The sequence below is a fragment of the Anaeromyxobacter sp. Red801 genome (genome assembly GCF_049201065.2).
Classification (GTDB): Bacteria; Myxococcota; Myxococcia; order Myxococcales; family Anaeromyxobacteraceae; genus Anaeromyxobacter.
Genome location: NZ_CM181236.1, coordinates 3717683 through 3738409 on the forward strand (window position 1 = coordinate 3717683; position 20727 = coordinate 3738409).

At 76.1% G+C, this 20727-nt stretch carries 24 protein-coding genes and 2 pseudogenes; 12 read left to right on the forward strand and 14 right to left on the reverse strand.

The annotated features are described in order from the left end of the window. Nucleotides 1-8: 8 nt before the first annotated feature. Nucleotides 9-806, reverse strand: coding sequence for a prolipoprotein diacylglyceryl transferase (locus ACOQFB_RS17105; RefSeq protein WP_421609786.1), 798 nt, complete (start codon nucleotides 804-806; stop codon nucleotides 9-11). Nucleotides 807-939: 133 nt separating this feature from the next. Between ACOQFB_RS17105 and ACOQFB_RS17110 the strand changes: the two genes are divergently transcribed. From ACOQFB_RS17110 to ACOQFB_RS17120, 3 genes are all read left to right on the forward strand, one after another. Further along, entirely contained in the window at nucleotides 940-2055 is a 1116-nt protein-coding gene (locus ACOQFB_RS17110; RefSeq protein ID WP_059439602.1) for a phosphotransferase, read from the forward strand. After that, nucleotides 2052-2561, forward strand: coding sequence for an adenylyl-sulfate kinase (locus ACOQFB_RS17115; protein ID WP_421609785.1), 510 nt, complete (start codon nucleotides 2052-2054; stop codon nucleotides 2559-2561). The genes ACOQFB_RS17110 and ACOQFB_RS17115 overlap by 4 nt, the downstream gene beginning before the upstream one ends. A 70-nt stretch (nucleotides 2562-2631) precedes the next feature. After that, a complete protein-coding gene (locus ACOQFB_RS17120) occupies nucleotides 2632-4443 on the forward strand; it encodes a DUF294 nucleotidyltransferase-like domain-containing protein (protein ID WP_059439172.1) in 1812 nt (603 codons plus the stop codon). A 316-nt stretch (nucleotides 4444-4759) separates the two neighbouring features. On the opposite strand, the gene ACOQFB_RS17125 is transcribed toward ACOQFB_RS17120, so the two are convergent. Further along, nucleotides 4760-5617 (reverse strand): EAL domain-containing protein, encoded by an 858-nt coding sequence (locus ACOQFB_RS17125; RefSeq protein ID WP_059439173.1) that lies wholly within the window; start codon nucleotides 5615-5617, stop codon nucleotides 4760-4762. Nucleotides 5618-5731: 114 nt separating this feature from the next. Between ACOQFB_RS17125 and ACOQFB_RS17130 the strand changes: the two genes are divergently transcribed. Continuing rightward, nucleotides 5732-6352 carry a 3'-5' exonuclease gene (locus tag ACOQFB_RS17130; RefSeq protein WP_059439174.1) on the forward strand — a complete coding sequence of 207 codons (621 nt, stop codon included), beginning with the start codon at nucleotides 5732-5734 and terminating at the stop codon, nucleotides 6350-6352. A 30-nt stretch (nucleotides 6353-6382) separates the two neighbouring features. On the opposite strand, the gene ACOQFB_RS17135 is transcribed toward ACOQFB_RS17130, so the two are convergent. From ACOQFB_RS17135 to ACOQFB_RS17155, 5 genes are all read right to left on the reverse strand, one after another. Further along, nucleotides 6383-6520 carry a hypothetical protein gene (locus ACOQFB_RS17135; protein ID WP_193388391.1) on the reverse strand — a complete coding sequence of 46 codons (138 nt, stop codon included), beginning with the start codon at nucleotides 6518-6520 and terminating at the stop codon, nucleotides 6383-6385. A 326-nt stretch (nucleotides 6521-6846) separates the two neighbouring features. Beyond that, nucleotides 6847-7404, reverse strand: a complete 558-nt coding sequence (locus ACOQFB_RS17140) for a DUF3501 family protein (RefSeq protein ID WP_059439175.1) — start codon at nucleotides 7402-7404, stop codon at nucleotides 6847-6849. 19 nt (nucleotides 7405-7423) lie between these two features. Continuing rightward, complete coding sequence (locus ACOQFB_RS17145; protein ID WP_494492289.1) at nucleotides 7424-8206, reverse strand: heterodisulfide reductase-related iron-sulfur binding cluster; 783 nt, start codon at nucleotides 8204-8206, stop codon at nucleotides 7424-7426. After that, entirely contained in the window at nucleotides 8110-8787 is a 678-nt protein-coding gene (locus tag ACOQFB_RS17150) for a 4Fe-4S dicluster domain-containing protein (protein WP_494492290.1), read from the reverse strand. The genes ACOQFB_RS17145 and ACOQFB_RS17150 overlap by 97 nt, the downstream gene beginning before the upstream one ends. Before the next feature lie 117 nt (nucleotides 8788-8904). Beyond that, nucleotides 8905-9324, reverse strand: coding sequence for a rubrerythrin family protein (locus tag ACOQFB_RS17155; RefSeq protein ID WP_011419823.1), 420 nt, complete (start codon nucleotides 9322-9324; stop codon nucleotides 8905-8907). A 288-nt stretch (nucleotides 9325-9612) separates the two neighbouring features. Here ACOQFB_RS17155 and ACOQFB_RS17160 point away from each other — a divergent pair, with 288 nt between their 5' ends. Continuing rightward, the gene (locus tag ACOQFB_RS17160) at nucleotides 9613-9936 is read left to right on the forward strand and encodes a hypothetical protein (RefSeq protein ID WP_237758167.1); all 324 of its coding nucleotides are present in this window, start codon (nucleotides 9613-9615) and stop codon (nucleotides 9934-9936) included. A 5-nt stretch (nucleotides 9937-9941) separates the two neighbouring features. Here ACOQFB_RS17160 and ACOQFB_RS17165 read toward each other — a convergent pair whose 3' ends face one another. Genes ACOQFB_RS17165 through ACOQFB_RS17175 form a run of 3 tightly spaced genes read right to left on the reverse strand, consistent with a single transcriptional unit; the run spans nucleotide 9942 to nucleotide 12113 of the window. Further along, nucleotides 9942-10583: a diacylglycerol kinase gene (locus tag ACOQFB_RS17165; protein ID WP_421609783.1), complete on the reverse strand. Its 642-nt coding sequence runs from the start codon at nucleotides 10581-10583 to the stop codon at nucleotides 9942-9944. Nucleotides 10584-10628: 45 nt separating this feature from the next. Continuing rightward, nucleotides 10629-11615 (reverse strand): dihydroorotate dehydrogenase-like protein, encoded by a 987-nt coding sequence (locus ACOQFB_RS17170; RefSeq protein ID WP_059439052.1) that lies wholly within the window; start codon nucleotides 11613-11615, stop codon nucleotides 10629-10631. Nucleotides 11616-11651: 36 nt separating this feature from the next. Next, nucleotides 11652-12113 (reverse strand): universal stress protein, encoded by a 462-nt coding sequence (locus ACOQFB_RS17175; RefSeq protein ID WP_059439051.1) that lies wholly within the window; start codon nucleotides 12111-12113, stop codon nucleotides 11652-11654. A 117-nt stretch (nucleotides 12114-12230) separates the two neighbouring features. Here ACOQFB_RS17175 and rarD point away from each other — a divergent pair, with 117 nt between their 5' ends. Both rarD and ACOQFB_RS17185 read left to right on the forward strand, forming a co-directional pair. Continuing rightward, nucleotides 12231-13136: an EamA family transporter RarD gene (gene rarD / locus ACOQFB_RS17180; protein WP_059439050.1), complete on the forward strand. Its 906-nt coding sequence runs from the start codon at nucleotides 12231-12233 to the stop codon at nucleotides 13134-13136. 646 nt (nucleotides 13137-13782) lie between these two features. After that, nucleotides 13783-14331 carry a 4Fe-4S dicluster domain-containing protein gene (locus tag ACOQFB_RS17185; protein ID WP_494492291.1) on the forward strand — a complete coding sequence of 183 codons (549 nt, stop codon included), beginning with the start codon at nucleotides 13783-13785 and terminating at the stop codon, nucleotides 14329-14331. On the opposite strand, the gene ACOQFB_RS17190 is transcribed toward ACOQFB_RS17185, so the two are convergent. Beyond that, a complete protein-coding gene (locus ACOQFB_RS17190; RefSeq protein WP_237758155.1) occupies nucleotides 14328-14840 on the reverse strand; it encodes a hypothetical protein in 513 nt (170 codons plus the stop codon). The genes ACOQFB_RS17185 and ACOQFB_RS17190 overlap by 4 nt on opposite strands. Before the next feature lie 288 nt (nucleotides 14841-15128). Between ACOQFB_RS17190 and ACOQFB_RS17195 the strand changes: the two are divergent. Then, nucleotides 15129-15461: pseudogene (locus ACOQFB_RS17195) on the forward strand (aminoacyl-tRNA deacylase); the annotation flags it as partial. Nucleotides 15462-15464: 3 nt separating this feature from the next. Here the strand turns inward: ACOQFB_RS17195 and ACOQFB_RS17200 are convergent. The 3 genes and pseudogenes from ACOQFB_RS17200 to ACOQFB_RS17210 form a co-directional block, all read right to left on the reverse strand. Beyond that, nucleotides 15465-15944 carry a YbhB/YbcL family Raf kinase inhibitor-like protein gene (locus ACOQFB_RS17200; RefSeq protein WP_421609782.1) on the reverse strand — a complete coding sequence of 160 codons (480 nt, stop codon included), beginning with the start codon at nucleotides 15942-15944 and terminating at the stop codon, nucleotides 15465-15467. Between the two features lie 34 nt (nucleotides 15945-15978). Next, nucleotides 15979-16323: an ATP-binding protein gene (locus tag ACOQFB_RS17205; protein ID WP_494492587.1), complete on the reverse strand. Its 345-nt coding sequence runs from the start codon at nucleotides 16321-16323 to the stop codon at nucleotides 15979-15981. A gap of 185 nt (nucleotides 16324-16508) precedes the next feature. Beyond that, nucleotides 16509-17747, reverse strand: a pseudogene (locus tag ACOQFB_RS17210) (GAF domain-containing protein); the annotation flags it as partial. A gap of 155 nt (nucleotides 17748-17902) precedes the next feature. Between ACOQFB_RS17210 and ACOQFB_RS17215 the strand changes: the two are divergent. The 4 genes from ACOQFB_RS17215 to ACOQFB_RS17230 all read left to right on the forward strand — a co-directional run bounded on the left by ACOQFB_RS17215 (nucleotide 17903) and on the right by ACOQFB_RS17230 (nucleotide 20685). Continuing rightward, a complete protein-coding gene (locus ACOQFB_RS17215; protein WP_059439045.1) occupies nucleotides 17903-18406 on the forward strand; it encodes a MarR family winged helix-turn-helix transcriptional regulator in 504 nt (167 codons plus the stop codon). Between the two features lie 87 nt (nucleotides 18407-18493). Then, a complete protein-coding gene (surE, locus tag ACOQFB_RS17220) occupies nucleotides 18494-19258 on the forward strand; it encodes a 5'/3'-nucleotidase SurE (RefSeq protein WP_059439044.1) in 765 nt (254 codons plus the stop codon). A gap of 535 nt (nucleotides 19259-19793) precedes the next feature. Further along, on the forward strand, nucleotides 19794-20132 hold the full coding sequence (locus tag ACOQFB_RS17225) for a peptidoglycan DD-metalloendopeptidase family protein (protein WP_494492292.1): 339 nt from the start codon (nucleotides 19794-19796) through the stop codon (nucleotides 20130-20132). A gap of 34 nt (nucleotides 20133-20166) precedes the next feature. After that, on the forward strand, nucleotides 20167-20685 hold the full coding sequence (locus ACOQFB_RS17230; RefSeq protein ID WP_059439600.1) for an adenine phosphoribosyltransferase: 519 nt from the start codon (nucleotides 20167-20169) through the stop codon (nucleotides 20683-20685). Nucleotides 20686-20727 lie beyond the last annotated feature (42 nt).

The window sequence follows — 20727 nt, forward strand, 5'->3', positions numbered from 1 at the left end:
CGGTTCTATCACCGGCGGCCGACGCCGGTGGAGACCCGGACCCGCTCCTCGTCGGACAGGCGCCTGGTGAAGCCCCACACCGCGTAGGCGACGAGCGCCACCGCGAAGTACTGCGCGAAGGTGAGGCCGAGGTGGCGCGCGTCGGCGTAGGACACGTCGGTCGCGCGCAGGAAGTCGAGCAGGAAGCGCCCGATCCCGTACACGAGCGCGAGCAGCGGCAGCAGCCGGCCGCGCAGCACGTCGCGGCGGTGCAGCGCCCACAGCACCGCCCCGAGCGACAGCAGCAGGATGGCCTCGTACAGCCCGAGGTCGTGGCGGGGGCCGTCCGGGAACCGGACCGCGAGGAAGAAGTCGGTGAGCCGGCCCGGGTGATCGTGCACCGTGAAGCAGCCCACCCGCGCGATGCCCCAGCCCGGCGCCACGCCCAGCGCGAACGCGTCGGCGTAGGCGGTGAAGCGCACGCGCTTGCGCCGGAAGTAGACCGCCGCGGCGACCATGCCGCCGGCGAGGCCGCCCATCGACGAGAGGCCCTCCCAGAACTTGAAGATGCGCAGCGGGTCCTGCAGCTCCTCCGGGTGGTAGAAGAACAGGTGCGCGAGGTGCCCCAGCACCACGCCCGCCAGCACCCCCACCACCGCGAAGTCGAGGATGACCTGCGGGTCCTTGCCGAGCTGCTTCGCGCCGCGCGCGGAGAGCTGGACGGCGGCGAGGATCCCGAGCGCGGAGAGCACGCCGAAGGACTGGAGGGTGAACGGGCCGAGCGAGGCGCTGGGGAGCTCGAACCAGGGGATGATCGCGAGGGGCATCGGCGCAGCTTTACCTCCCGGACGGCCGGCGGTCCACGCGAAAGCCCACCGTCCGCGGCACCCCGCCGCGACCCGGCGGGCGCCGGCCCCGGGCCGCCCGCGCGGGCCTATCCTCGGGCGGAGGAGGTGGCCCATGGCCCCGACCATCCCGGGCGCGGAGGCGCTGGCCTCGCTCGCCGCCGCGCTGTTCCCGGGCGGCGCGGTCGCGCGGATCGAGCCGCTCGGCCCCGACGCCGGCGGCGGCGACAAGGCCATCGGCTACGGCCGGCCGCAGCGCGTGACGGTGCGGCTGCCCGGCGGCGGCGAGCGGCGCTTCGTGTTCCGCACGCAGGCGCCCAACGAGTTCGGCCACGACCGGCGCGCGGACCGCGCCGAGGGCGCGCTGCTCGCGTACGACCTGTTCGGCCGCTTCCCGCGCCACGTGCGCGCGCTCGACGTGGGCGCGATCGCGGCCGACGGGCGCCTCGTGTCGCTGGGCGGGGCGGGCGAGTTCTGGCTCGCCACCGACTGGGCCGACGGGACGCTGTACGCCGACGACCTCCGGCGCGTGGCCGCGCAGGGCGCCGGGCCGCTCGACCGGGCGCGGGCGGACGCGCTGGTGGACTACCTGGTGCGCCTGCACGCGGAGCGGATCGACGACCCGGTGGCCTGGCGGCGCGCGGTGCGCGACCTCCTCGGCCACGGCGAGGGGATCTTCGGCCTGGTGGACGCGTACCCGCCGGACGTGCCGGCGGCCCCGCCGGCGCGGCTCCGGGCGCTCGAGGAGCGCTGCCTCGCGGCGCGCTGGGCGCTGCGCGCGCGGGCCGGCCGGCTCGCGCGCACGCACGGCGACTTCCACCCGTTCAACGTGGTGTTCCGCCCGCCCGGCCCGGGCGAGGACGGCGCCGGCTTCACCCTGCTCGACGCCTCGCGCGGCGGCGCCGGCGACCCGGCCGACGACGTGGTCGCGCTCACGGTGAACTACCCGTTCTTCGCGCTGGGCCACCCCGGCGCCTGGGCGGGCGGGCTGCGCGAGCTGTGGCGGCGCGCCTGGGAGCGCTACCTCGCCGGCACCGGCGACCGCGCGGTGCTGGAGACCGCGCCGGCGTACCTCGCCTGGCGCGCGCTGGTGCTGGCCTGCCCGCGCTTCTACCCGCACCTGCCGGCGCCGGCGCGCGACCGGCTCCTCGGGCTGGCGGAGCGGACGCTCGACGCCGGGCGGCTCGAGCCGGGCGAGGCGGACGCGCTGTTCGCGGCGGAGGGCGCATGAGCGGCGCGGTGGTGTGGGTGACCGGGCTCCCCTCCTCCGGCAAGAGCACCTTCGGCCGGGCGCTGGTGGCGCGCGTGCGCGCGGCGGACCGCCCGGCGGTGCTGCTCGACGGCGACGCGGTGCGGGCCGCGCTCTCGCCGGCGCCGGGCTACGACCCGGCCGCGCGGGCGGCGTTCTACGAGACGCTCGGGAACCTGGCGCTGCTGCTCGCCGGCGAGGGGCTGGTGGTGGTGGTGGCCGCGACCGCCGCGCGGCGCGTGTTCCGCGACCGCGTCCGGCTCCGGGCGCCGCGGTTCGTGGAGGTCTGGATCGACGCGTCCCCGGAGGCCTGCGCGGCGCGGGATCCCAAGGGGCTCTGGGCGCGGGCGCGCGCGGGCGGCGCGCCGGAGCTGCCCGGCGGCGGCGCGCCCTACGAGCCGCCGCGCGCGCCCGAGGTGGTGGCGCGCGGCGGGGGCGAGGACCGGGAGGCGCTCGCCGCCGCGGCGGCGCTGCTCGAGGACGGGTGAGGCTTCCCCCGGAAGCCGCAGCGCCGCACGGCGGCCGGGGGGCCGCGCGCCGCTCTGCTATCCTCCGCGGATGGCCGCCCTCGACCCGGTCGCGTTCGTCCGCGGGACCCCGCCGTTCGACGCGCTGCCGGCGGACGCGTTCCGCGACGCCGCCCGCGCGCTCGAGATCGTGTTCTTCCCGACCGGCACGCGCGTCCTGGAGCGCGGCGGCACGCCCTCCGAGCACCTCTACGTCATCCGCAAGGGCGCGGTGCGGCTCGAGCGCGAGGGGCAGACGCTGCAGCTGCTCGAGGAGGGCGAGGTGTTCGGCTTCACCTCGCTCATCTCCGGCAAGGCCACGCTCGACGTGATCGTCGAGGAGGACCTGCTCGCCTACCGGCTGCCGCGCCAGGAGTTCCAGGCGCTCCTCGCCTACGGCCCGTTCGCCGGGCACTTCGCGTCCGGGCTGGCGGAGCGGCTCCGGAACAGCCTGGAGCGCTCGCAGGTGGCGAGCTTCCAGCCCGACCTGGCGGTGCCGGTCGCGACGCTGCTGCGCGGGCCGGCGGTGCGGATCGCGCCGGCCGCGACGGTGGGCGAGGCGGCGCGGGTCATGGCGGAGCGCGGGGTCGGCTCGCTCATCGTGGACTCGGAGCCGCCCGGGATCGTCACCGACCGTGACTTCCGCGCCCGGGTGCTGGCGCAGGGGCGCGGGCCGGAGACGCCGGTGCTCGACGTGTACACCGCGCCGCTCAGGACCGTGGGCGGCGACGTGCCGGTGTACGAGGCGTGGCGCATCCTGCTCGACTCGGGCGTGCACCACCTGCCCATCACCCGCAACGGCGGCGAGATCGCGGGCGTCCTCACCGCCACCGACCTGCTGAAGTGCACCGCCTCCGGGCCGGTGGCGGTGATGAAGCGCCTGGAGCGGCTGGGCGGCCGCGACGCGCTGCCCGGCTACGGGACCAAGGTGAGCGAGATGGTCTCGGCGCTGTTCGCGGGCGGGCTCGAGCCGACGGTGATCGGCGGGTTCGTGGCGCGGCTCAACGAGACGCTGGCCGGACGGATCCTGCGCTGGGCCGAGGACGACCTCGGGCCGCCGCCCTGCCCGTACGGCTGGCTGGTGTTCGGCTCCGAGGGGCGCAAGGAGCAGATGATCCTGACCGACCAGGACAACGCGCTCGCCTGGCGCGACGACACGCCCGAGGCGCGGGCCTACTTCTCGGCCATGGCGGAGAAGGCCAACGCGGACCTGGTGGCGGCCGGGTTCCCGCGCTGCCCGGGCGGCTACATGGCGACGCGCTGGCAGGGCTCGCTGGCCGAGTGGGAGGAGCGCTTCCGCGCCTGGCTCGACCGGCCCACGCCGCAGGCGCTGCTGGAGGCGTCGATCTTCTTCGACTTCCGGGTGGCGCAGGGCTCGCTCGACCCCGAGCCGCTGGAGGCGATCGTGCGCCGGGCGCGGAACGCGCGCACGTTCCTCGCCGCGATGGCGAAGAGCGCGCTCACGTTCCACCCGCCGGGCGGCCTGATGCTGCGGCTGCGCAGCGAGTCCTCCAAGTTCGACCTGAAGCTGAAGGGCGTGAGCCCGATCGTGTTCCTGGCGCGCGTCTACGGCCTGGAGGCGGGCGCCCGCTCCTCGAACACGCTGGAGCGCCTCGCCGCCGCGGTGAAGGCCGGGCTCATCGAGCAGGACACCTGCGACACGCTCTCCGAGGCGTACCGCTACATCCTGCGGCTGCGCCTGCGCGAGCAGCTCCGGACCATCTCGGACGGGAAGATCCCGTCGAACGTGGTGTCGATGTCCGACCTGTCCTCGATCGAGCGGAGCCGCCTGCGCGACGCGTTCCGCGCCATCGAGGTCTGGCAGGAGCGGGCGTCCTACCACTATCGAACGGACCTCTTCTGACGGGGCTGCGCCCCGCCCCGCCGAGCAGAGCTCGTCGGGGCCCCACCCTGCTTCGCGGGTCCCGTGACCTCGCGCGCCCGCGTTCGCGGGCTCGCGCGAGGTCCCCGCGGGCGCGGCTGCGCCGCGCGCACGGGGCTGCGCCCCGCCCCGCCGAGCAGAGCTCGTCGGGGCCCCACCCTGCTTCGCGGGTCCCGTGACCTCGCGCGCCCGCGTTCGCGGGCTCGCGCGAGGTCCCCGCGGGCGCGGCTGCGCCGCGCGCACGGGGCTGCGCCCCGCCGACCCTGAGCCCGTCGAAGGGGCGCGGGGCCCATGGCGCCTACCGCCCCGCCACCCGCGCGCGGTCCTTGAACAGGAAGCCCTGCACGAGGTCGAACCCGAGGTCGCGCGCCAGCACGAACTCGGCGGTGGTCTCGACGCCCTCGAGCACGGTGTGCGCGCCGACCTCGCGCGCCATGCGCGTGAGCGCCTCCACCAGCGCGCGGTAGCGCGGGTTCTGGAAGCGCGGGATGAGCGAGCGATCGAACTTCAGCACCTCGGCCTCCGTCATCGCCTCGAACGAGAGCAGGCCGTCCACCGCGCCGACGTCGTCGAGCGCCACGGTGACGTGGCGCGAGCGGAGCGACGCGAGCATGTCGCGCGCCGCGAGCGCCTCGGTGCGGGCCAGCGCCTCGGTCACCTCCACCACCACCTTGTTCGGCGCCGAGCCGAACAGCGCCAGGAACGGGTTCTGGTGGCGATCGCCGGCGCGGGTCCAGGAGTCGGGGTCGAGGTTCACGAACACCGGCGCGCGGGGCGCGTGCTCGACCTGGTGCAGCTTCAGCGTCAGCTCGGCGCGGAGCAGGAGCGCCGGCTCGTCGCGCAGCAGCGGGAACACGCGGTCCGGCGGGATGGGCCGGCCGCTGCGGTGGCGGAAGCGGGCCAGCGCCTCGAACGCGACGGTGCGCCCGGTGCGGCAGTGCACGATGGCCTGGTACTCGGTCCAGAAGCGGCCGTCGTCGAGCACGCGGCGGATCTCGTCCAGGTCGAGCGGCCGCGGCATGCGCGGGCGCGTCTCGACGGCGTGCAGGTCGAACGGGATGGGGGCGGCCGGGGTAGGGTCCACCTCCGGCGGGACGAGACCGTGGAGCTCTGCCTCGACGCCCTCGGGACCGTACTGCCAGGCGACGGCGCTCATCGGCGGGACCCCGGCGCGACGCCCCGGCCCGGGGCGGCCAGGAAGGTGTGCGGAGCTAGGGTGTGGTAGGTGACGTCGTGCAAGCGCCTACATGCTGCCACCCGATAGCGCCTCATGCTAGGAAACGACCGCGTGTTCTGGCCCTCCCCTTCGTGGGACACCGTCGTCTACTGGGCCCTCGACCTGGAAACCGGCGGCTTGGACCCCCGCCGGGACGCGATCCTGGCCGTGGGCATGGTGCCCGTGCGCCAGGGCAGCGTCCGTTTGGGGGAGTCGTTCTCGACCCTGATCCGGCCGGAGGCGGCCGCCGCCATCGACCCGGGCTCGATCCGCGCGCACCAGCTCGTCCCGCACGACGTGGCCACGGCGCCGTCGCTCGACTCGGTGCTGGCGGACGTGGACCTGCGGGCGCGGGAGGGCGCGCTGCTCGTGCACCAGGCCTCGCTCGACGTGGCGTTCCTGAAGCGCGCCTACCGGCGCTGCGGCCGGCGCTGGCCGGAGCCGCCGGTGGTGGACACGGTGGCGCTGCTCATCAAGGCCGCGAAGCGGCAGCGGTTCGTGGACCCGGATGCGCCGTCCATCGAGCCGGAGCTGAACCTGCTCGCGGCGCGGCGGCAGCGCGGGCTGCCCGACTACGGCCAGCACGACGCGCTGACCGACGCGGTCGCCACCGCGGAGCTGTTCCTGGTGCTGCGGCGGCAGCTCGCCGCGCGGACCCTGCGCGACCTGCGCTGAGGAACTCGGCCGGGGCGAAGCGCCCCGCGGCTACAGGCCCAGCAGCCCCGCCGCCAGGAGCGCCACGGCGACGGCGGCCGTGAGCCACCCGGTCCAGCGGTGGTCGAGCGTCTCGGGGCGGGCGAGCGCGACGGCCTGGGCGCGGGCGATGCGGGGAGCGCGGGGCATCGGAGTCCTCCGGGCGGCGCGGAGCGCGCCGCTCCGGATCGTCGTAACGGCGGCGCGGCCGTGCGGCAACGCGGCGGGCGCGCGACCGGCCTCGAGGGCCGGCCGCAGGCGCGGCACCGGGACGGTCCCGAGCAGCCAGCGCGGCCCCTCGGGCGCGGCCCGCCGGAATGCCCGCGACGGCGGATGGTGCGTGCGCATCGTCCCCCCCCGCTCGCGCCCCTCCCCCGGCGATCCCGGCGCGAACCCCGCCATGTTGCGTCGCCCACCTCGGCGGCGGAACTCGCACGACGGGGGGACATGCAGGTGGGTGTGGCCGCTGGCCGCGCTCAGCCGGCCTTCAGGTCGGCCGCGAGCGCCTCGCGCTGCCCCTCGTCGAGGCGGGTCTCCACGGTGAAGGCCGGCAGGTCGCACCCGACCGCGACCGGCGCCTCGCCCCGCACGTCGAACTTCAGGTACTGCACCGACGAGAGCCGGTCGGTGCCGACCTGCCGCGGGTCGTAGGTGGCGCGCACCTTCTCGCCGGAGGGGAGGAGCAGGTACAGGTGCTCCGGCAGCTGCAGCCACGCGCGCAGCCGCCGGTCGCGCTCCTCCGGCTCGGCGATCTCGATGAGCAGCGACACGCCCAGCTCGCCCGGCCCGCCCAGCAGCTCGTTGTACGTGTCGAGCTCGTGCCGGACGTCCTCCTCGCGCGCGATCTTCTCCGCGCGCACCATCTCCTGGATCTGGTAGCGGATGGTGGCCGTGTTCTCGAAGAGGAACGTGAGCACGCCGCCCACGTGCACGCGGCGCCGCGCCTTGGCCTGCAGCACGGCGGCGCGGACCTCCTCGCGCGACCGCTCGTAGGTGGACGGGTCGAGGATCTCCTCGCGCCGGACCTTCCTCATCGCTCTCCTCCCTCGCTCCTCATCGCTCGCCTCCCGTCTTCGGCCCGAAGCCCTCGCCGCGGTAGGCCCGCGCCAGCAGGGTGATCGGGTGCAGCGGCTTCTTGCCCGCGTGCTGCTGGAACTGCACGGCCGCGAGCGGGCAGTCGGTGGCCCACACCTCGGCCTCGGCGGCCTTCATCCCGTCGAACGCCTTCCTGCCCACCCGCTGCGACGGCTCGAACCCCTCCACCGTCATGGCGAAGGTGCCGTCGTGCCCGCAGCACTCCATCACCGTGGAGGCCACCGTGACGCCCGGGATCTTCCGCAGCAGGTCGCGCCCCTTGAAGCCGATCCCCTGCGCGCGCAGGTGGCAGGGCGCGTGGTACGCCACCTTGCCGCCGGGGGGCGCCGACGCGAAGCTCGCGTCGAAGCGCGGCTCGTTGCGGATGGTCCAGAGGAACTCCGAGACGTCCATCACCGCCGGCGCGAGCTTCTCGGCGCGGGCCCGGTCCTCGCCCTCCAGCAGGTGCGGCCACTCGCGGCGCATCATCATCGAGCAGGTGGGGTTCACCACCAGCACCTTCGCGCCCTTCTCCACGTACGGCAGGAGCAGCTCGAGATCGCGGTGCGCCCAGCGGCGGAGCGACTCGAGGTCGCCCGTCTCCCAGGCCGGCATCCCGCAGCAGAGCAGCCCCTTCACAACGCGCACGTCCACGCCGTTGCGCTTCAGCACGTAGAGCGCATCCTTCCCGAGGTCGGGCTCGTTGTGCTGCACGAAGCAGGTCTGGAACAGCACCGCCTCGCCGCCCGGCTCGGCCTGCACGTGCCCGTGCTTCCCGCCCAGGCGTCGAACGGCTCGGCGGCGAACTCGGGCAGGAGCTTGTCGCGGTGCACGCCGACCACCTTCTCCATCAGCACGCGGAGCGGGCGGGCGCGGTTCGCCACGTTCGCCATCCCGAGCGAGAGGCGCGCCAGCTTGCCGGCGGCGTCGGGATCGTTCAACACGCGCTGGCGCAGCGTGGGCGCCTTCCCGCGCCGGTGCACGCCGCGGTAGCGGTGGACCAGCTTCGGGAAGTCGAGCTGGAACTCGTGCGCGTCACGCGGGGTGTACGGGCACTGCACCTCGCAGAGCTTGCACTGGAAGCACGCGTCCATCACCTCGCGGGTCTCGGCCTCGGTGACCCGGGTGACGTCGCCGTCGTGCCGGTCGTCCACGAAGGTGAAGAGCTTCGGGAAGCTGTCGCAGTACTTGAAGCACATGCGGCAGCCGTTGCAGATCTCGAAGGCCCGCAGCACCTCGCCGTCCAGCGCGGCGCGGTCCCAGTAGCGCTCCTCGGTGGGATCGTAGGAGAGGCCCGGGGTGGGCTTGAAGGAGACGGTCTTTTCCTGCGTCGGGGTGCTCATGGCGCGGAGTCTCCCGCGGGATCGGTGAGGACGAAACGACCCGATGCACTCCCCAATGGGGGCGCATCGGGTCGTCGCAGCTGGATCGCCGGCGGGGCCGGCGGACCCGGACGCCGCCTAGGCGATCGTCTTCAGCATCTTGTCGAAGCGCCCGGCGTGCGACTTCTCCGCCTTCGCCAGCGTCTCGAACCAGTCGGCGACCTCCGCGAAGCCCTCCTCGCGCGCCGTCTTCGCCATGCCCGGGTACATGTCGGTGTACTCGTGGGTCTCGCCGGCGATGGCGGCCTTCAGGTTCGCGACGCTGTCGCCGATCGGGAGGCCGGTGGCGGGATCGCCGACCGGCTTCAGGAAGTCCATGTGGCCGTGCGCGTGGCCGGTCTCGCCCTCGGCGGTGTCGCGGAAGTTGGCGGCGACCTCCGGGTAGCCCTCCACGTCGGCGATCTTCGCGAAGTACAGGTAGCGGCGGTTGGCCTGCGACTCACCCGCGAACGCGTCCTTGAGGTTCTGCTCGGTCTTGCTTCCCTTCAGCTGGGCCATGTCACTTCTCCTTCTTCGGGTGAGGGTGATCGATCGTGCTCGCGAAGGCGCCGCGTCCGGACGGGCACGCATGCGTGGCCGGCGGGAGGCCGCGAGGCCGGCCGCCGGGCCGTCGCTCGTTTCGGTGGGGGAGTGGTAGCCACGGCGGGGCCGGATTCATAGACCCTGTGGGGGCCGTGCGGCGCATCGCGCCGTTCACGGTGGGTCAACGACGGGGCGCGCGCCCGCCCGGGTGGGCGCGGAGGGCGCGGGCCCAGGGCCTCCGGCGCGCTGCGGGGAGGCTCGCCGGTGAGCACCGTCGGTGCGGAGGGCACCATGGCGGATCCCGACGAGCGCCAGCGCGAGCGCGAGCTGCGCCTGCGGCGCGAGCAGGAGCTGAAGGACCTCGAGACCGAGAACACGCACGGCGAGCGGCCGCTGGAGGGGCTGTCGTCCGCGCCGACCACGTGGACCCAGGACCAGGACGACCGCGAGGCCGAGCGGGTGCACGGCGACGACGAGCTGGAGGCGCAGGCCAGGTCGCTGGCGCAGATCCCGCCCGCGCCGGACGACCGGCGGCTGCCCGCGCGGACGGACCCGCAGGCAGACCGCGAGGAGCCGGACCCGAGCTGACGGCCTCAGCGGCGGGCGCGCCGGCGCGCGGCGTCGGCGGCGAGCGCGAGGAGCAGCGCGGCGGCGGCCGTGCCGGCCTGCCCCTCGGCCGCGCGCGCGAGCGGCACCAGGCCGGCGAGGCCGCCCAGCGCGAGCGCGGCGCGGAGCCCGCGGCCGCCCGGCAGCGGGCCGGGGAGCAGCCCGGCGGCGGCGGCGGCGCCGAGCACGCCGGCCGCGGCGGGCGCGAGCGCGGCGGCCCGGGCCCACAGGGCCGGCCACGCGGGCGGGAGGATGGCGAGGAACGCGAGCACGCTCCCGGCCGCGAGCGCCAGCACCGCGCCGGCGGCGGCGTCCTTCGCGATCCGCGCCCCCTCGCTGCGACCGGGCGAGGCGAGGTCCACCGCCGCCTCGAGCGCCGAGTTGGCCGCCTCCGCCGCGGGCACGAGCGCCACCAGCGCGAGCAGGAGCGCCCGCTCGCCGGGCGAGATGGGCGCGGCGGCCGCGAACGCGGCGGCGAGCACGCCGAGCGCGAGGTGGATGCGGAGGTTGCGGTCGCGGATGGCGGTCTCGGCGAGGCCGGTCCAGGCGAACCCGAAGCTGGCGGCGAGCCCGTGCCGGCCGCGCGCGGGCGGAGGCGGGGGCTCGGGGGCGGGCTCGCGGGCGCGCATGGTGGCGCGCATGGTGCCACGGACGCGGGGCCGGGCGCGAGCGCGTCAGATGTTCTGCGAGAGGATGAGGTGGACGTACTGGGCGCGCTCGTAGGCGCCCGGGTCCTGCACCGCGCGCTGCGAGAGCAGCCCGCGGATCTCGTCCACCGTGCCGGTGCCGCGGCGGTCCAGCCAGTCGTCCACGCCGGCCACGATCTTGCCGAGCTGCGGGATCCCGTGCCGCACCAGCGTCGAGGCGACCTGCACCACCTGCGCGCCCGCCAGGAGCTGCTTCACCGCGCCGAGCGCGTCGTGCACGCCGGTGGTGGCGGCGAGGTGCGCGCGCACGCGGCCGTGCAGGATCCCGATCCAGCGCAGCGGCACGAGCGCCTCGGCCGGCGTGGAGAGCGACATGGTGGGCACCGCCGCCATGCGCTCCAGCGACAGGTCGGGCTGCAGGAAGCGGTTGAACAGGACGATCCCGTTCACGCCGAGCGCGTCGAGCCGCGCGCAGAAGTGGGCGAGGGCGGTGAAGTAGGGCGAGAGCTTCACCGCCACCGGGATGGTCACCGCCTCGCGCACCGCCGAGACCGCGTCGAGGTAGCGCGCCTCCACCTCCGCCGCGCTCACCGCCGGGTCCGCCTCCACCGCGTACAGGTTCAGCTCGAGCGCGTCGGCCCCGGCCTGCTCGATGTCGCGGGCGAACTCGGTCCAGCCGCCCGCGGCCGAGCCGTTCAGGCTGGCGATGACCGGGACCTCGAGCGCGCGCTTGGCCCGCTCGACGAGCGACAGGTACTCGTGCGGCCCGACCCGCTGCGGCGGGAAGTGCGCGCGCACGTCGGGGCTCGCCCAGGCCGCGCCGTCGAGCGCCGCGGCGATGGTCGCGCCGGGCGCCTCGAGCTGCTCCTCGAACAGCGAGCGGAGCACCACCGCGCCCGCGCCGTGCGCCTCCGCGGCCTGGAGGTTCTCCACCCGGTTCGACAGGGCGGACGAGGCGAGCACGACCGGGCTCGGCAGCGCGAGCCCCATGTACTCGGTGACGAGGTCGGCCATGCGTCTCCCCGGGCGGCGCCGTCCGGCCGCCCTCCCCTACTTCGCCGGGCCCTGCGGGTGCACGGTGATCACCGGGCAGCGGGCGCGGCGCACCACCCGCTCCGCGATCGAGCCCATGAGCGCGTGCTCCAGGCCGGTGCGCCCGTGCGTGCCGAGCACCAGCACGTCGGCGCGCTGCTCCGCCGCCCAGGACACGATCTCGGTGGCCGGCTCGCCCACCGCGGTGGCGGTGTCCACGGCCGGCGCGCCCAGCGCCTCGGCGTCCCGGCGCCACTCGTCGAGGTGGCGCTTCGCCTGCTCCGCCAGGTCCTGCATCATCTTCGGGCTGGCCACCACCGAGCCGTCGGGGAACGTGTAGCCGGGCACCGGGTAGGCGTGGAGGAGCGTGAGCGAGCCCGCGTTCCGCCGGGCCAGGTCGGCGGCGACCTCCATCGCCGCGCGCGAGGCATCGGAGAAGTCGATGGGGCAGCAGATCCGCTTCCAGTCCGCGTTCGGCATCGCGTCCCCTCTTTCCCGGAGGTCCGGAGGGGATCCTAACCTCGGGGCCGCCGGGCGGACAGGCCGGAGGGGGGAATCCGGTGCGCCTCGGCGCGCACGCCTTTAGGATGCCGCCCCGTGGAATCCCGGTCCCGAGGCCTCGCCTACGCGCTCGCCGCCTACCTGCTGTGGGGCGCGTTCCCCCTGTACTTCAAGGCGCTGCACGGCGTCCCCGCCCCGGAGATCCTGGCGCACCGGGTGCTGTGGTCGGTGGTCCTGCTCGCCGGGATCGTCTTCCTGGGCGGGCGGACCGCCCAGCTCCGGGAGGCGCTCCGCCCCGGCCGGCGCGGCGTGCTGGTCGTGACCGCGGTGCTCATCGCGGCGAACTGGCTCATCTACATCTGGGCGGTGAACGCGGGGCGCGTGCTCGAGGCGAGCCTCGGCTACTTCGTGAACCCGCTCGTGAACGTGCTGCTCGGGATGGCGTTCCTGCGCGAGCGCCTCTCGCGCGTGCAGGCGTTCGCGGTGGCGCTGGCGGGCGCCGGCGTGGCGGTGCTGGTGGTGCGGCTCGGGACGGTGCCCTGGCTGCCGCTCAGCCTCGCGCTCTCGTTCGGCCTGTACGGCCTGCTCCGCAAGCGCGCCGGCATCGATCCCATCGGCGGCCTCCTGGGCGAGACCGCGCTGCTCGCCCCGGTGGCGCTCGGCTACCTGGTGCTGCGCGGCGCCGGCGGCGAGGGCGCGTTCGGCCACGGCGGCTGGCGCACGGCGCTGCTCGTCGCGGCGGGCCCGGTCACCACCGTCCCGCTGGTCTGGTTCGCGATCGGCGTCCGGAGCCTGCGCCTCTCGACCATGGGCCTGGTCCAGTACGTCACCCCCACCCTCCAGTTCCTGCTCGCGGTGGCGCTGTTCCGGGAGCCGTTCACCCGCACCCACGCCGTCGCCTTCGGCTGCATCTGGGCCTCGCTGGCGGCGTACACCTGGGACGCGCTCGCGCGCGTCCGGCGGGTCGAGGCGGCGGCCTCGGAGGCGGCCCGCGCGGCCTGACGGCCGCGAGCCGGGCGCGGGAATCCATCGGGGGCGCCGGGCGTTGCACCGGCCGAGCCCCCGCCCGATGGTGCTGCGGGGGCGCGCGAGTTAGGTTCGCGCCGCTCCCGCACCGCAAGGCTCCCCGTGATCCCGAAGCTCGACGTCCTCCCCGCCGCGCTGCCGACCCCGACCCCACCCGCCGCCGAGCGCGGCGCCCGCTGGACCAACCCGTGGCGCGCCCTGCCCCGGATCCGCTGGGCGGTGCAGCTCGGCTACCTCGCGTTCCTCCTGCTGGTCGGCTGGCAGTTCCTGCGCTTCTACGACGCGGTCCGCGGGGGCGGGCCCATCGACGTGGCGCGCCCGCCGTCGGTCGAGGCGTTCCTCCCCATCGCCGCGCTCGTCTCGCTGAAGCGCTTCCTGCTCACCCGCTACTGGGACGAGATCCACCCGGCCGGCCTCACCATCCTGCTCGCCGCGCTCACCACGGCGCTCGTGGCCAGGAAGGCGTTCTGCTCCTGGGTGTGCCCGGTGGGCACGATCTCGCGCGCGTTCGAGTGGCTCGGCCGCAAGCTCCTGTGGCGCCGCGGCTGGCCGGCCGTGCCGCTGGCTCGACCTGCCGCTCGCCTCGCTGAAGTACCTCCTGCTCGGCTTCTTCGTCTGGACGGTGTTCGTGCAGATGCCGCTCGCCGCCATCGAGGGCTTCATGCAGGCGCCGTACAACCTCGTCGCCGACGCGAAGATGCTGGAGCTGCTCCTCCACCCGTCGGCCACGTTCCTCGGCGTCGTCGGCGTCCTCGCGGCCCTGTCGCTGGTGGTGAAGCACTTCTGGTGCCGGTACCTGTGCCCGTACGGCGCGCTGCTCGGCGTGGTGAGCTGGTTCTCGCCGGTGTCGGTGCGCCGCGACCCCGACGCCTGCAACGACTGCCGCGCCTGCACCCGGGCCTGCCCCAACGAGATCCAGGTCCACACCAAGCTCCGCGTGCTCTCCACCGAGTGCACCGGCTGCATGTCGTGCGTCGCGGCGTGCACCACGCGCGACTGCCTGGGCGTCACGCGGAAGGGCGCGCGGACGCTCTCGCCCTGGCTCGTGCCGGCGCTGGCGCTCGGGGTGATGGTCGGGTTCTGGGCGGTCGCCGCGGCGACCGGGTTCTGGCAGACGATCGTGCCGCCCGAGGCGTTCCGCTGGGCGTACCGGGTGATGGGGATCGGCTAGCCGGGCGCGCGCGAGGCGCCGGCGCGCCGCCGGCTGCCGAGGCCGTGCGCGGCCGCGGAGACGGCCACCACCGCCGCGAGCGCCAGCCCCCAGCCGACCGCCACCACCCACGCCGGCCGGCCGAACAGCGTCGGGAAGCCGAGGAGCCAGGCGAGCGCCGAGAGCGACGCCGCGGCCGCGGTGCGCGCCAGGCCGAACACCGAGACGCCGCGCCGGGTCAGCACCTCGACCCCGAGCACGCCGCCCGCCACCAGCGCCGACAGGCCCGGGCCGATGAGCAGCAGGTACAGCCCGACGAGCGCGTCGCCGGAGGTGCGCGGGACGAGCGCCTGCGCCGCGAGCGCGATCGCGATCGCCCCCGCCGCCCCAGCGGCCCCGCCGGCGGCGCGCTGGGCGAAGGCGCGGGCGCCGGCGGTCCGGACGCCGGCGAGCACCGCCGCGGCGAGCGCGGCCGCGAGGACCAGCAGCACGGGCGCGAACGCGCCGGCGGGATCGGCGGGCGGGGGCACCTCCGGACTGTAGCGCATCCCGGCGCCGGGCCGCGGCGCCATGTCGCAGCGCGGCCGGGCGCCTGGCCCGCGGGTGGGGTTCCACCTGGGCGCCTCCCGCCGGGGCCGAGGGGTGGATATGGGTCAGCGCGGACGGAGAAGGAGGACGCCATGATCCCCGAGCGCATCGACCGGTACCTGCGCGCGCACCACCCCGGCTGCGCGCACACCACCCACCTGCGCGCGGTGGCGGCGCAGCGCCTCGCGGCCGCGGAGCACGTGAGCGGGACGCGGGTGGCGAAGACGGTGGTGGTGAGCCTCGACGGCGCCCTGGCGCTCGCGGTGGTGGGCGCCGACCGCGTGGTGGACCTCGACGTGCTGCGGGCCGCGAGCGGCGCGGCGCAGGCCGGGTTCGTCCCGGAGGCCGCGTTCGCGCGCCGCTTCGAGCCGTGCGAGGCCGGCGCGGAGCCGCCGCTGGGCGTGTTCGGGCTGCCCATCTACGTGGACGCGGCGCTCGCGCAGCAGCCCTGGATCGTCATGCGCGGCGGCACGCACGAGGACGCGGTCCGGCTGCGCACCGACGAGTGGCTGCGCGAGGAGCACGCCACGGTGGTGGACGAGCTGGGCCGGGCCCGGATGTAGCGGTCAGCGCCCGCGCTTCTGGTACGTGCCCATGAGCTGGGCCTGCTCGAGCACGTGCCCGCGGAGCGCCTCGAGCACGCGCGCGCGGGTGGGGCGGCCCAGGTCGCCGAGCGGCGCGTCGAGCGCGTAGAGCGTGAAGAAGTAGCGGTGCCGGCCGATGGGCGGGCAGGGCCCGCCGTAGCCGGTGCGCTTCCAGTCGTTCAGCCCCTCGCGCGCGCCGGGCGGCAGCGCCGCGGCCTCGACGCCCTCCGCCAGGCCGGGGGTGGCCGGGGGCAGGTCGTAGAGGATCCAGTGCGACCACACCGTGCGCGGCGCGGCCGGATCCGGCGCGTCGGGGTCGTCCACCACGAGCGCCAGCGCGCGGGCCGCGGCGGGCACGCCGGAGAAGCGGAGCGGCGGGGAGACGTCCTCGCCCTCGCAGGTGTGGCGCGCGGGGATCGCAGCCCCCGGGGCGAACGCGGTCGAGTCGATGGCGAGCGGCACGCGGCCTCCTCCCTGCCGGCGGCGGGTGGCGCCGTCAGCCGCGGTCGAGGGGCAGCTCGACCGTGAAGGTGGCGCCCCGGGCCGGGGCGCTGTCCAGGCGCACCGTCCCGCCGTGCGCGTCCACCAGCTTGCGCACGATCCAGAGCCCGAGCCCGAGCCCCGGGTACTGCCTCGCCGGGGCGGCGCGCTCGAAGCGCTCGAAGATGCGGACGTGGTGCTCGGGCGCGATCCCGATCCCCTGGTCGGCGACCTCCAGCACCGCCCTCCCCTCGCCCCGGCCCGGACCACCACCCGCACCTCGCCGCCCCGCCCGTACTTCATGGCGTTCGAGAGCAGGTTCGTGATCACCTGGTCGAGGCGCTGGACGTCCACGGTGCACGGCACCGGGGCCGGCGCATCCAGCACGACCGGACAGTCCGCCTCCTCCGCCTCGTCGGCCGTACGCGCCACCGCGTCGCGCGCGAGCTGGGCGAGGTCGGCCGGCTCGGGCTGGAGCTGGATGCGCCCGGCGGAGATGCGCGACACGTCGAGGAGGAGATCGGAGAGCCGCGCCAGCCGCTCGGCCTGCCGCGCCACCTTGCGCAGCCGGCCGTCGAGCGCGCTCCCCCGCTCCGCGCGCAGGTCGCGCGCCAGCAGGTCCACGGCCAGGCGCAGGTTGCCGAGCGGGCCGCGCAGCTCGTGCGAGGCGACGTGCAGGAACTCCTCCCGCGCCTCGGCCCCCCGCTGCACCTCCCGGAACAGCCGCGCGTGCGCGAGCGCCAGCGCCGTGCGCCGCGCCACGTCGGAGAGCAGCGCCAGGTCGCCGGACCCGCGGCAGAAGGTGGGGTCCGCGCTGGCCGCGACGAGCGCGCCCAGGCTCCGGCCCTGCACCGACAGGCCCGCCGCCGCCACCGTCATGGGCCTGGGCCCCCCTTCGGTCGGCCCGATCACGAGCGGCGCCCCGCCGGACAGCGCCGCCTCGAGCCCCGCCTGCCGCTCGGCGATCAGCGCCAGCGCCTCGGGCCCCAGCCCCGCCGCGTCCGCCTGCGCCACCGGCACGAGCGCGCCCCCGGGCTCCGGGAGCAGCACCGCCGCGAACTCGCACAGCGCCGGCACGGCGGTCCGCACCACGCCGTCCAGCAGCTCGGCCTCGTCCAGCCGGTCCGCGAGCTGCGCCGCGAGCGCGTCGAGGAACGCGAGCCGCTGCTGCGCGGCCACCGCCGCGGCGCGGGCCACCCGCTCCGCGACCAGCAGCCGGGCCCGGTCGAGCGCCTGCGCCGCCTGGTCCGCGAGCGCCTCGGCGAACGCGCGCGCCTCCGGCGCGAACGCCTGCTCCTCGTGGAACGAGACCGCGAGCACGCCGATCACGCGGTCGCGCACGCGGAGCGGCAGGGCCGCGAGGGCGCCGCCCTGCGGCAACACCTGCTTGCGCAGCTCGGCCACCATCGGATAGCGCGCGGCGAGCTCGGCCTCGCTCGCCACCAGCACCGGCGCTCCCCGGCGCCACGCCTCGGTGGCCGGGGTGTGGTCGAGCCTGCCGGCCGCGCGCGCGACGCGCTCCGGGACGCCGGCCGACCGGAGCACGTCGAGCAGGCCGCCGCTGCCGGGGACGAGCAGGAACCCGTGGGAGCCGCCCAGCGCGGCGATGCCCTCCCGCAGCGCGACGTCCGCCACCTCGTCGGGCGTGCGGGCCCGGGACAGCGCTGCCGTCACCGCCTGCAGGCGCCCGATCCTCGCCGCGGCGGCCTCGGCGGCCTCGCGGGCAGCGTGCTCGGACTCCCACGCGTCCGGCGCGGCCGGCTGCGGTGACTTCCGATGGCCCATGGTGCGCTCCCCCGACGAGCACCCAGTCGCCGCATTCGACACCACCCTTCCGAGGACTACAAGGCGACATGGAGCCCGGTGCGGCTACCCCAAACAGGTCATCCGGGCGCGACTTTCGGCTTGGACGAACGACCCGGCCGGGACAAACTGACGCCATGGGTGGGAAGCCGCAGAGGAACGGCGCGGGCGGGCGCGAGCCCGCGCAGCGGGACCGGACGGACGGGACGGAGCTCGGGCCGGTGCTGGAGTTCATGGGCGCGCTCTGGACCATGGACCACGCGCTGCAGTCGGCGTCGAAGCGGATGGAGGCGCGCCACGGGGTCACCGGTCCGCAGCGGCTGGTGATCCGGATCGTCGGCCGCTTCCCGGGGATCTCGGCGGGCGAGCTCGCCGCGATCCTGCACCTGCACCCGAGCACGCTCACCGGCGTGCTGAAGCGGCTCGCCGGGCGCGGGCTGATCGAGCGCGTGGCCGACCCGGGCGACGCGCGGCGCGCGCTGCTGCGGCTCACGCGGCGCGGGCGCGAGCTGAACGCGCTGAAGAGCGGCACGGTGGAGCACGCGGTGCGGCGCGCGCTCGCGCAGGTCGAGCCGCGCACCGTGAGCGCCGCGCGCGCCCTCGCCGGCGCCATCGCCGCGGAGCTCGATCGGCTCGGGTGATCGCGCCGCCGGGCGGAGGAAGGTCCCGGCGGAGATCGCCGGGCGCGTCGCCTGGCGGCCCGCGGGGATGGTGGTAGATTCTCGCGCGTGCGGGTCCTGCTCTCCAACGACGACGGCGTCCACGCGGCCGGCCTGAGGGCCCTCGCCGAGGCGTTCCACGGCGACGAGGTCTGGGTGGTGGCGCCGGATCGCGAGCAGTCCGCCTCCTCGCACGCCATCTCGCTGCACCGGCCGCTGCGGCTCCTCGAGGTCGGGCCGCGCTGGTACGCGGTGGACGGGACGCCCACCGACGCCGTGTACATGGGGCTCAACCTGGTGCTGCGCGAGGCCCGCCCGGACGTGGTGGTCTCGGGCGTCAACCACGGCCCGAACCTCGGCAACGACGTGCTGTACTCCGGCACGGTGGCCGCGGCGATGGAGGGCGCGCTGCTCGGCGTGAACGCCGTCGCCGTGTCGCTCGCCGCGCCGCCCCCGCACGACTTCCGCGACGCGGCCCGGTTCGCCGCCGCGCTGGCCCGGCAGGTGGTGGCGCGCCCGCCGCCCGCCCCCGTGCTCCTCAACGTGAACGTCCCCCCCGGCCCGGTGCGCGGCTACCGCTTCACGCGGCTCGGCCGGCGCACGTACGGCAACGAGGTGGTGGAGAAGATCGACCCGCGCGGCCGCAAGTACTACTGGATCGGCGGCGAGGGCCGCGTGCAGAACGAGGACATCCCCGGCTCCGACTGCAACGCGGTGCTGCTGGAGCGGCTCGCGGCGGTGACGCCGATCCACCTCGACGTCACGCACGATCCGATGTTCCAGGAGCTGCGGAGCTGGACCGTGCCCGGGTACGCCAAGGAGCCGGTGCCGTGATCCGCCGGGCGGCCCTCGCCGCCGCGGCGCTCGCGCTCCTCTCCGGCTGCCCCGCCAAGCCGCCGGTGATCCGCCCCTCGGAGCCCGCGGCGCGGCCCCTGCCCATCCCGCTCCAGGCGCCGGCGGGCCACGACGAGCCGGCGCTGGCCGGCATCGTCCACGTGGTGCGGCGCGGCGAGACGCTGTACCGGATCGCCCGCGCCTACGGGATCGACCCGGCCGACCTGATGGAGACGAACGGCATCGCCGACCCGCGCAACGTGGCGGTCGGGACCGAGCTGTTCGTGCCCGGCGCGAGCGCGCCCGCCGAGGTGACGCCCTACCCCGGCCCCATGCCCGCCGGCCCAGCCCCCGCGGCGCCGCCGGCCGCGCGGCCGTCCCCGGCCGTCGCCTCGGCCGCGCCCGCGCCCCCGGCCGCGCGGGCCCCCGCCGCGGGCCGCGCCGAGATCGTGGCGGCGCGCCGCGCGAGCCCGACGACGGGCCGCCGATCGTCCGCCAGGGCGCCCCGTCGCGCCTCGGCTGGCCGCTCAAGGGCGTGCTGTACGGGCGCTACGGCGTCCGCGCCGGGCAGCGGCACGACGGCATCGACATCGCGGCGCCGGAGGGGACGCCGGTGCTGGCCGCGGCGGACGGCAGCGTCATCTACGCCGGCGAGCAGGCCGGCTACGGCGCGGTGGTGATCCTGCGCCACGACGGCGGCCTGGTGACGCTGTACGCGCACAACTCCGAGGTGCTGGTGAAGGAGGGCGCGCGGGTCGGCCGCGGCCAGCCCATCGCGCGCGTGGGCCAGACCGGCCGGACCACCGGCCCGCACCTGCACTTCGAGGTGCGGGAGGGGACGCGGCCGCGCAACCCGCTGATCTTCCTCCCCTGAAGCCAGCGCGGATCCCGTGGTAAGGTGCGCCCCCATGATGGACGCCGTCCGCGCCAGGATCCGCGACGTTCCCGACTTCCCGAAGAAGGGGATCGTCTTCAAGGACATCACGCCGGTCCTCTCGGATCCGCACACCTTCCGCGAGGTGATCGACGCCTTCGTCGGGCGCTGGAAGGGCGAGCGCGTGGACAAGGTGATCGGGATCGAGTCGCGCGGCTTCATCTTCGGGGCGCCCATCGCCTACGCGCTCGGCGCCGGCTTCACCATCGTGCGCAAGCCGGGGAAGCTGCCCTGGGAGACGGTCCGCGAGGTCTACGCGCTGGAGTACGGCGAGGGCGCGCTGGAGCTGCACATCGACGCGATCGGGCCCGGCGACCGCGTGCTGGTGGTGGACGACGTGCTCGCCACCGGCGGCACCGCCGCCGCGGCGGGGCGGCTGGTGGCCCGGCAGGGCGCGGAGCTGCTCGGGTACGCGTTCCTGGCCGAGCTCTCGTTCCTGAACGGCGCGCGCCAGCTCGGCCACGCCAAGGTCCACTCGCTGCTCACGTTCTGAGCGTGAACGCGGCGGCGCGTGCCCGTCGGCCGCCGCGCGCTT

Bases quoted from the DNA above. Each gene is read 5' to 3' on its own strand.
- ACOQFB_RS17165 (WP_421609783.1), bottom strand. From the start codon at position 10,583: ATGCGCGCCCGCGAGCCCGCCCCCGAGCCCCCGCCTCCGCCCGCGCGC.
- ACOQFB_RS17125 (WP_059439173.1), bottom strand. From the start codon at position 5,617: ATGAGCGCCGTCGCCTGGCAGTACGGTCCCGAGGGCGTCGAGGCAGAG.
- ACOQFB_RS17120 (WP_059439172.1), top strand. From the start codon at position 2,632: ATGGCCGCCCTCGACCCGGTCGCGTTCGTCCGCGGGACCCCGCCGTTC.
- ACOQFB_RS17215 (WP_059439045.1), top strand. From the start codon at position 17,903: ATGGGTGGGAAGCCGCAGAGGAACGGCGCGGGCGGGCGCGAGCCCGCG.
- ACOQFB_RS17135 (WP_193388391.1), bottom strand. From the start codon at position 6,520: ATGCCCCGCGCTCCCCGCATCGCCCGCGCCCAGGCCGTCGCGCTCGCC.
- ACOQFB_RS17140 (WP_059439175.1), bottom strand. From the start codon at position 7,404: ATGAGGAAGGTCCGGCGCGAGGAGATCCTCGACCCGTCCACCTACGAG.
- ACOQFB_RS17115 (WP_421609785.1), top strand. From the start codon at position 2,052: ATGAGCGGCGCGGTGGTGTGGGTGACCGGGCTCCCCTCCTCCGGCAAG.
- ACOQFB_RS17130 (WP_059439174.1), top strand. From the start codon at position 5,732: ATGCTAGGAAACGACCGCGTGTTCTGGCCCTCCCCTTCGTGGGACACC.
- ACOQFB_RS17175 (WP_059439051.1), bottom strand. From the start codon at position 12,113: ATGCCGAACGCGGACTGGAAGCGGATCTGCTGCCCCATCGACTTCTCC.
- ACOQFB_RS17110 (WP_059439602.1), top strand. From the start codon at position 940: ATGGCCCCGACCATCCCGGGCGCGGAGGCGCTGGCCTCGCTCGCCGCC.
- ACOQFB_RS17170 (WP_059439052.1), bottom strand. From the start codon at position 11,615: ATGGCCGACCTCGTCACCGAGTACATGGGGCTCGCGCTGCCGAGCCCG.
- ACOQFB_RS17155 (WP_011419823.1), bottom strand. From the start codon at position 9,324: ATGGCCCAGCTGAAGGGAAGCAAGACCGAGCAGAACCTCAAGGACGCG.
- ACOQFB_RS17105 (WP_421609786.1), bottom strand. From the start codon at position 806: ATGCCCCTCGCGATCATCCCCTGGTTCGAGCTCCCCAGCGCCTCGCTC.
- ACOQFB_RS17230 (WP_059439600.1), top strand. From the start codon at position 20,167: ATGATGGACGCCGTCCGCGCCAGGATCCGCGACGTTCCCGACTTCCCG.
- ACOQFB_RS17150 (WP_494492290.1), bottom strand. From the start codon at position 8,787: ATGAGCACCCCGACGCAGGAAAAGACCGTCTCCTTCAAGCCCACCCCG.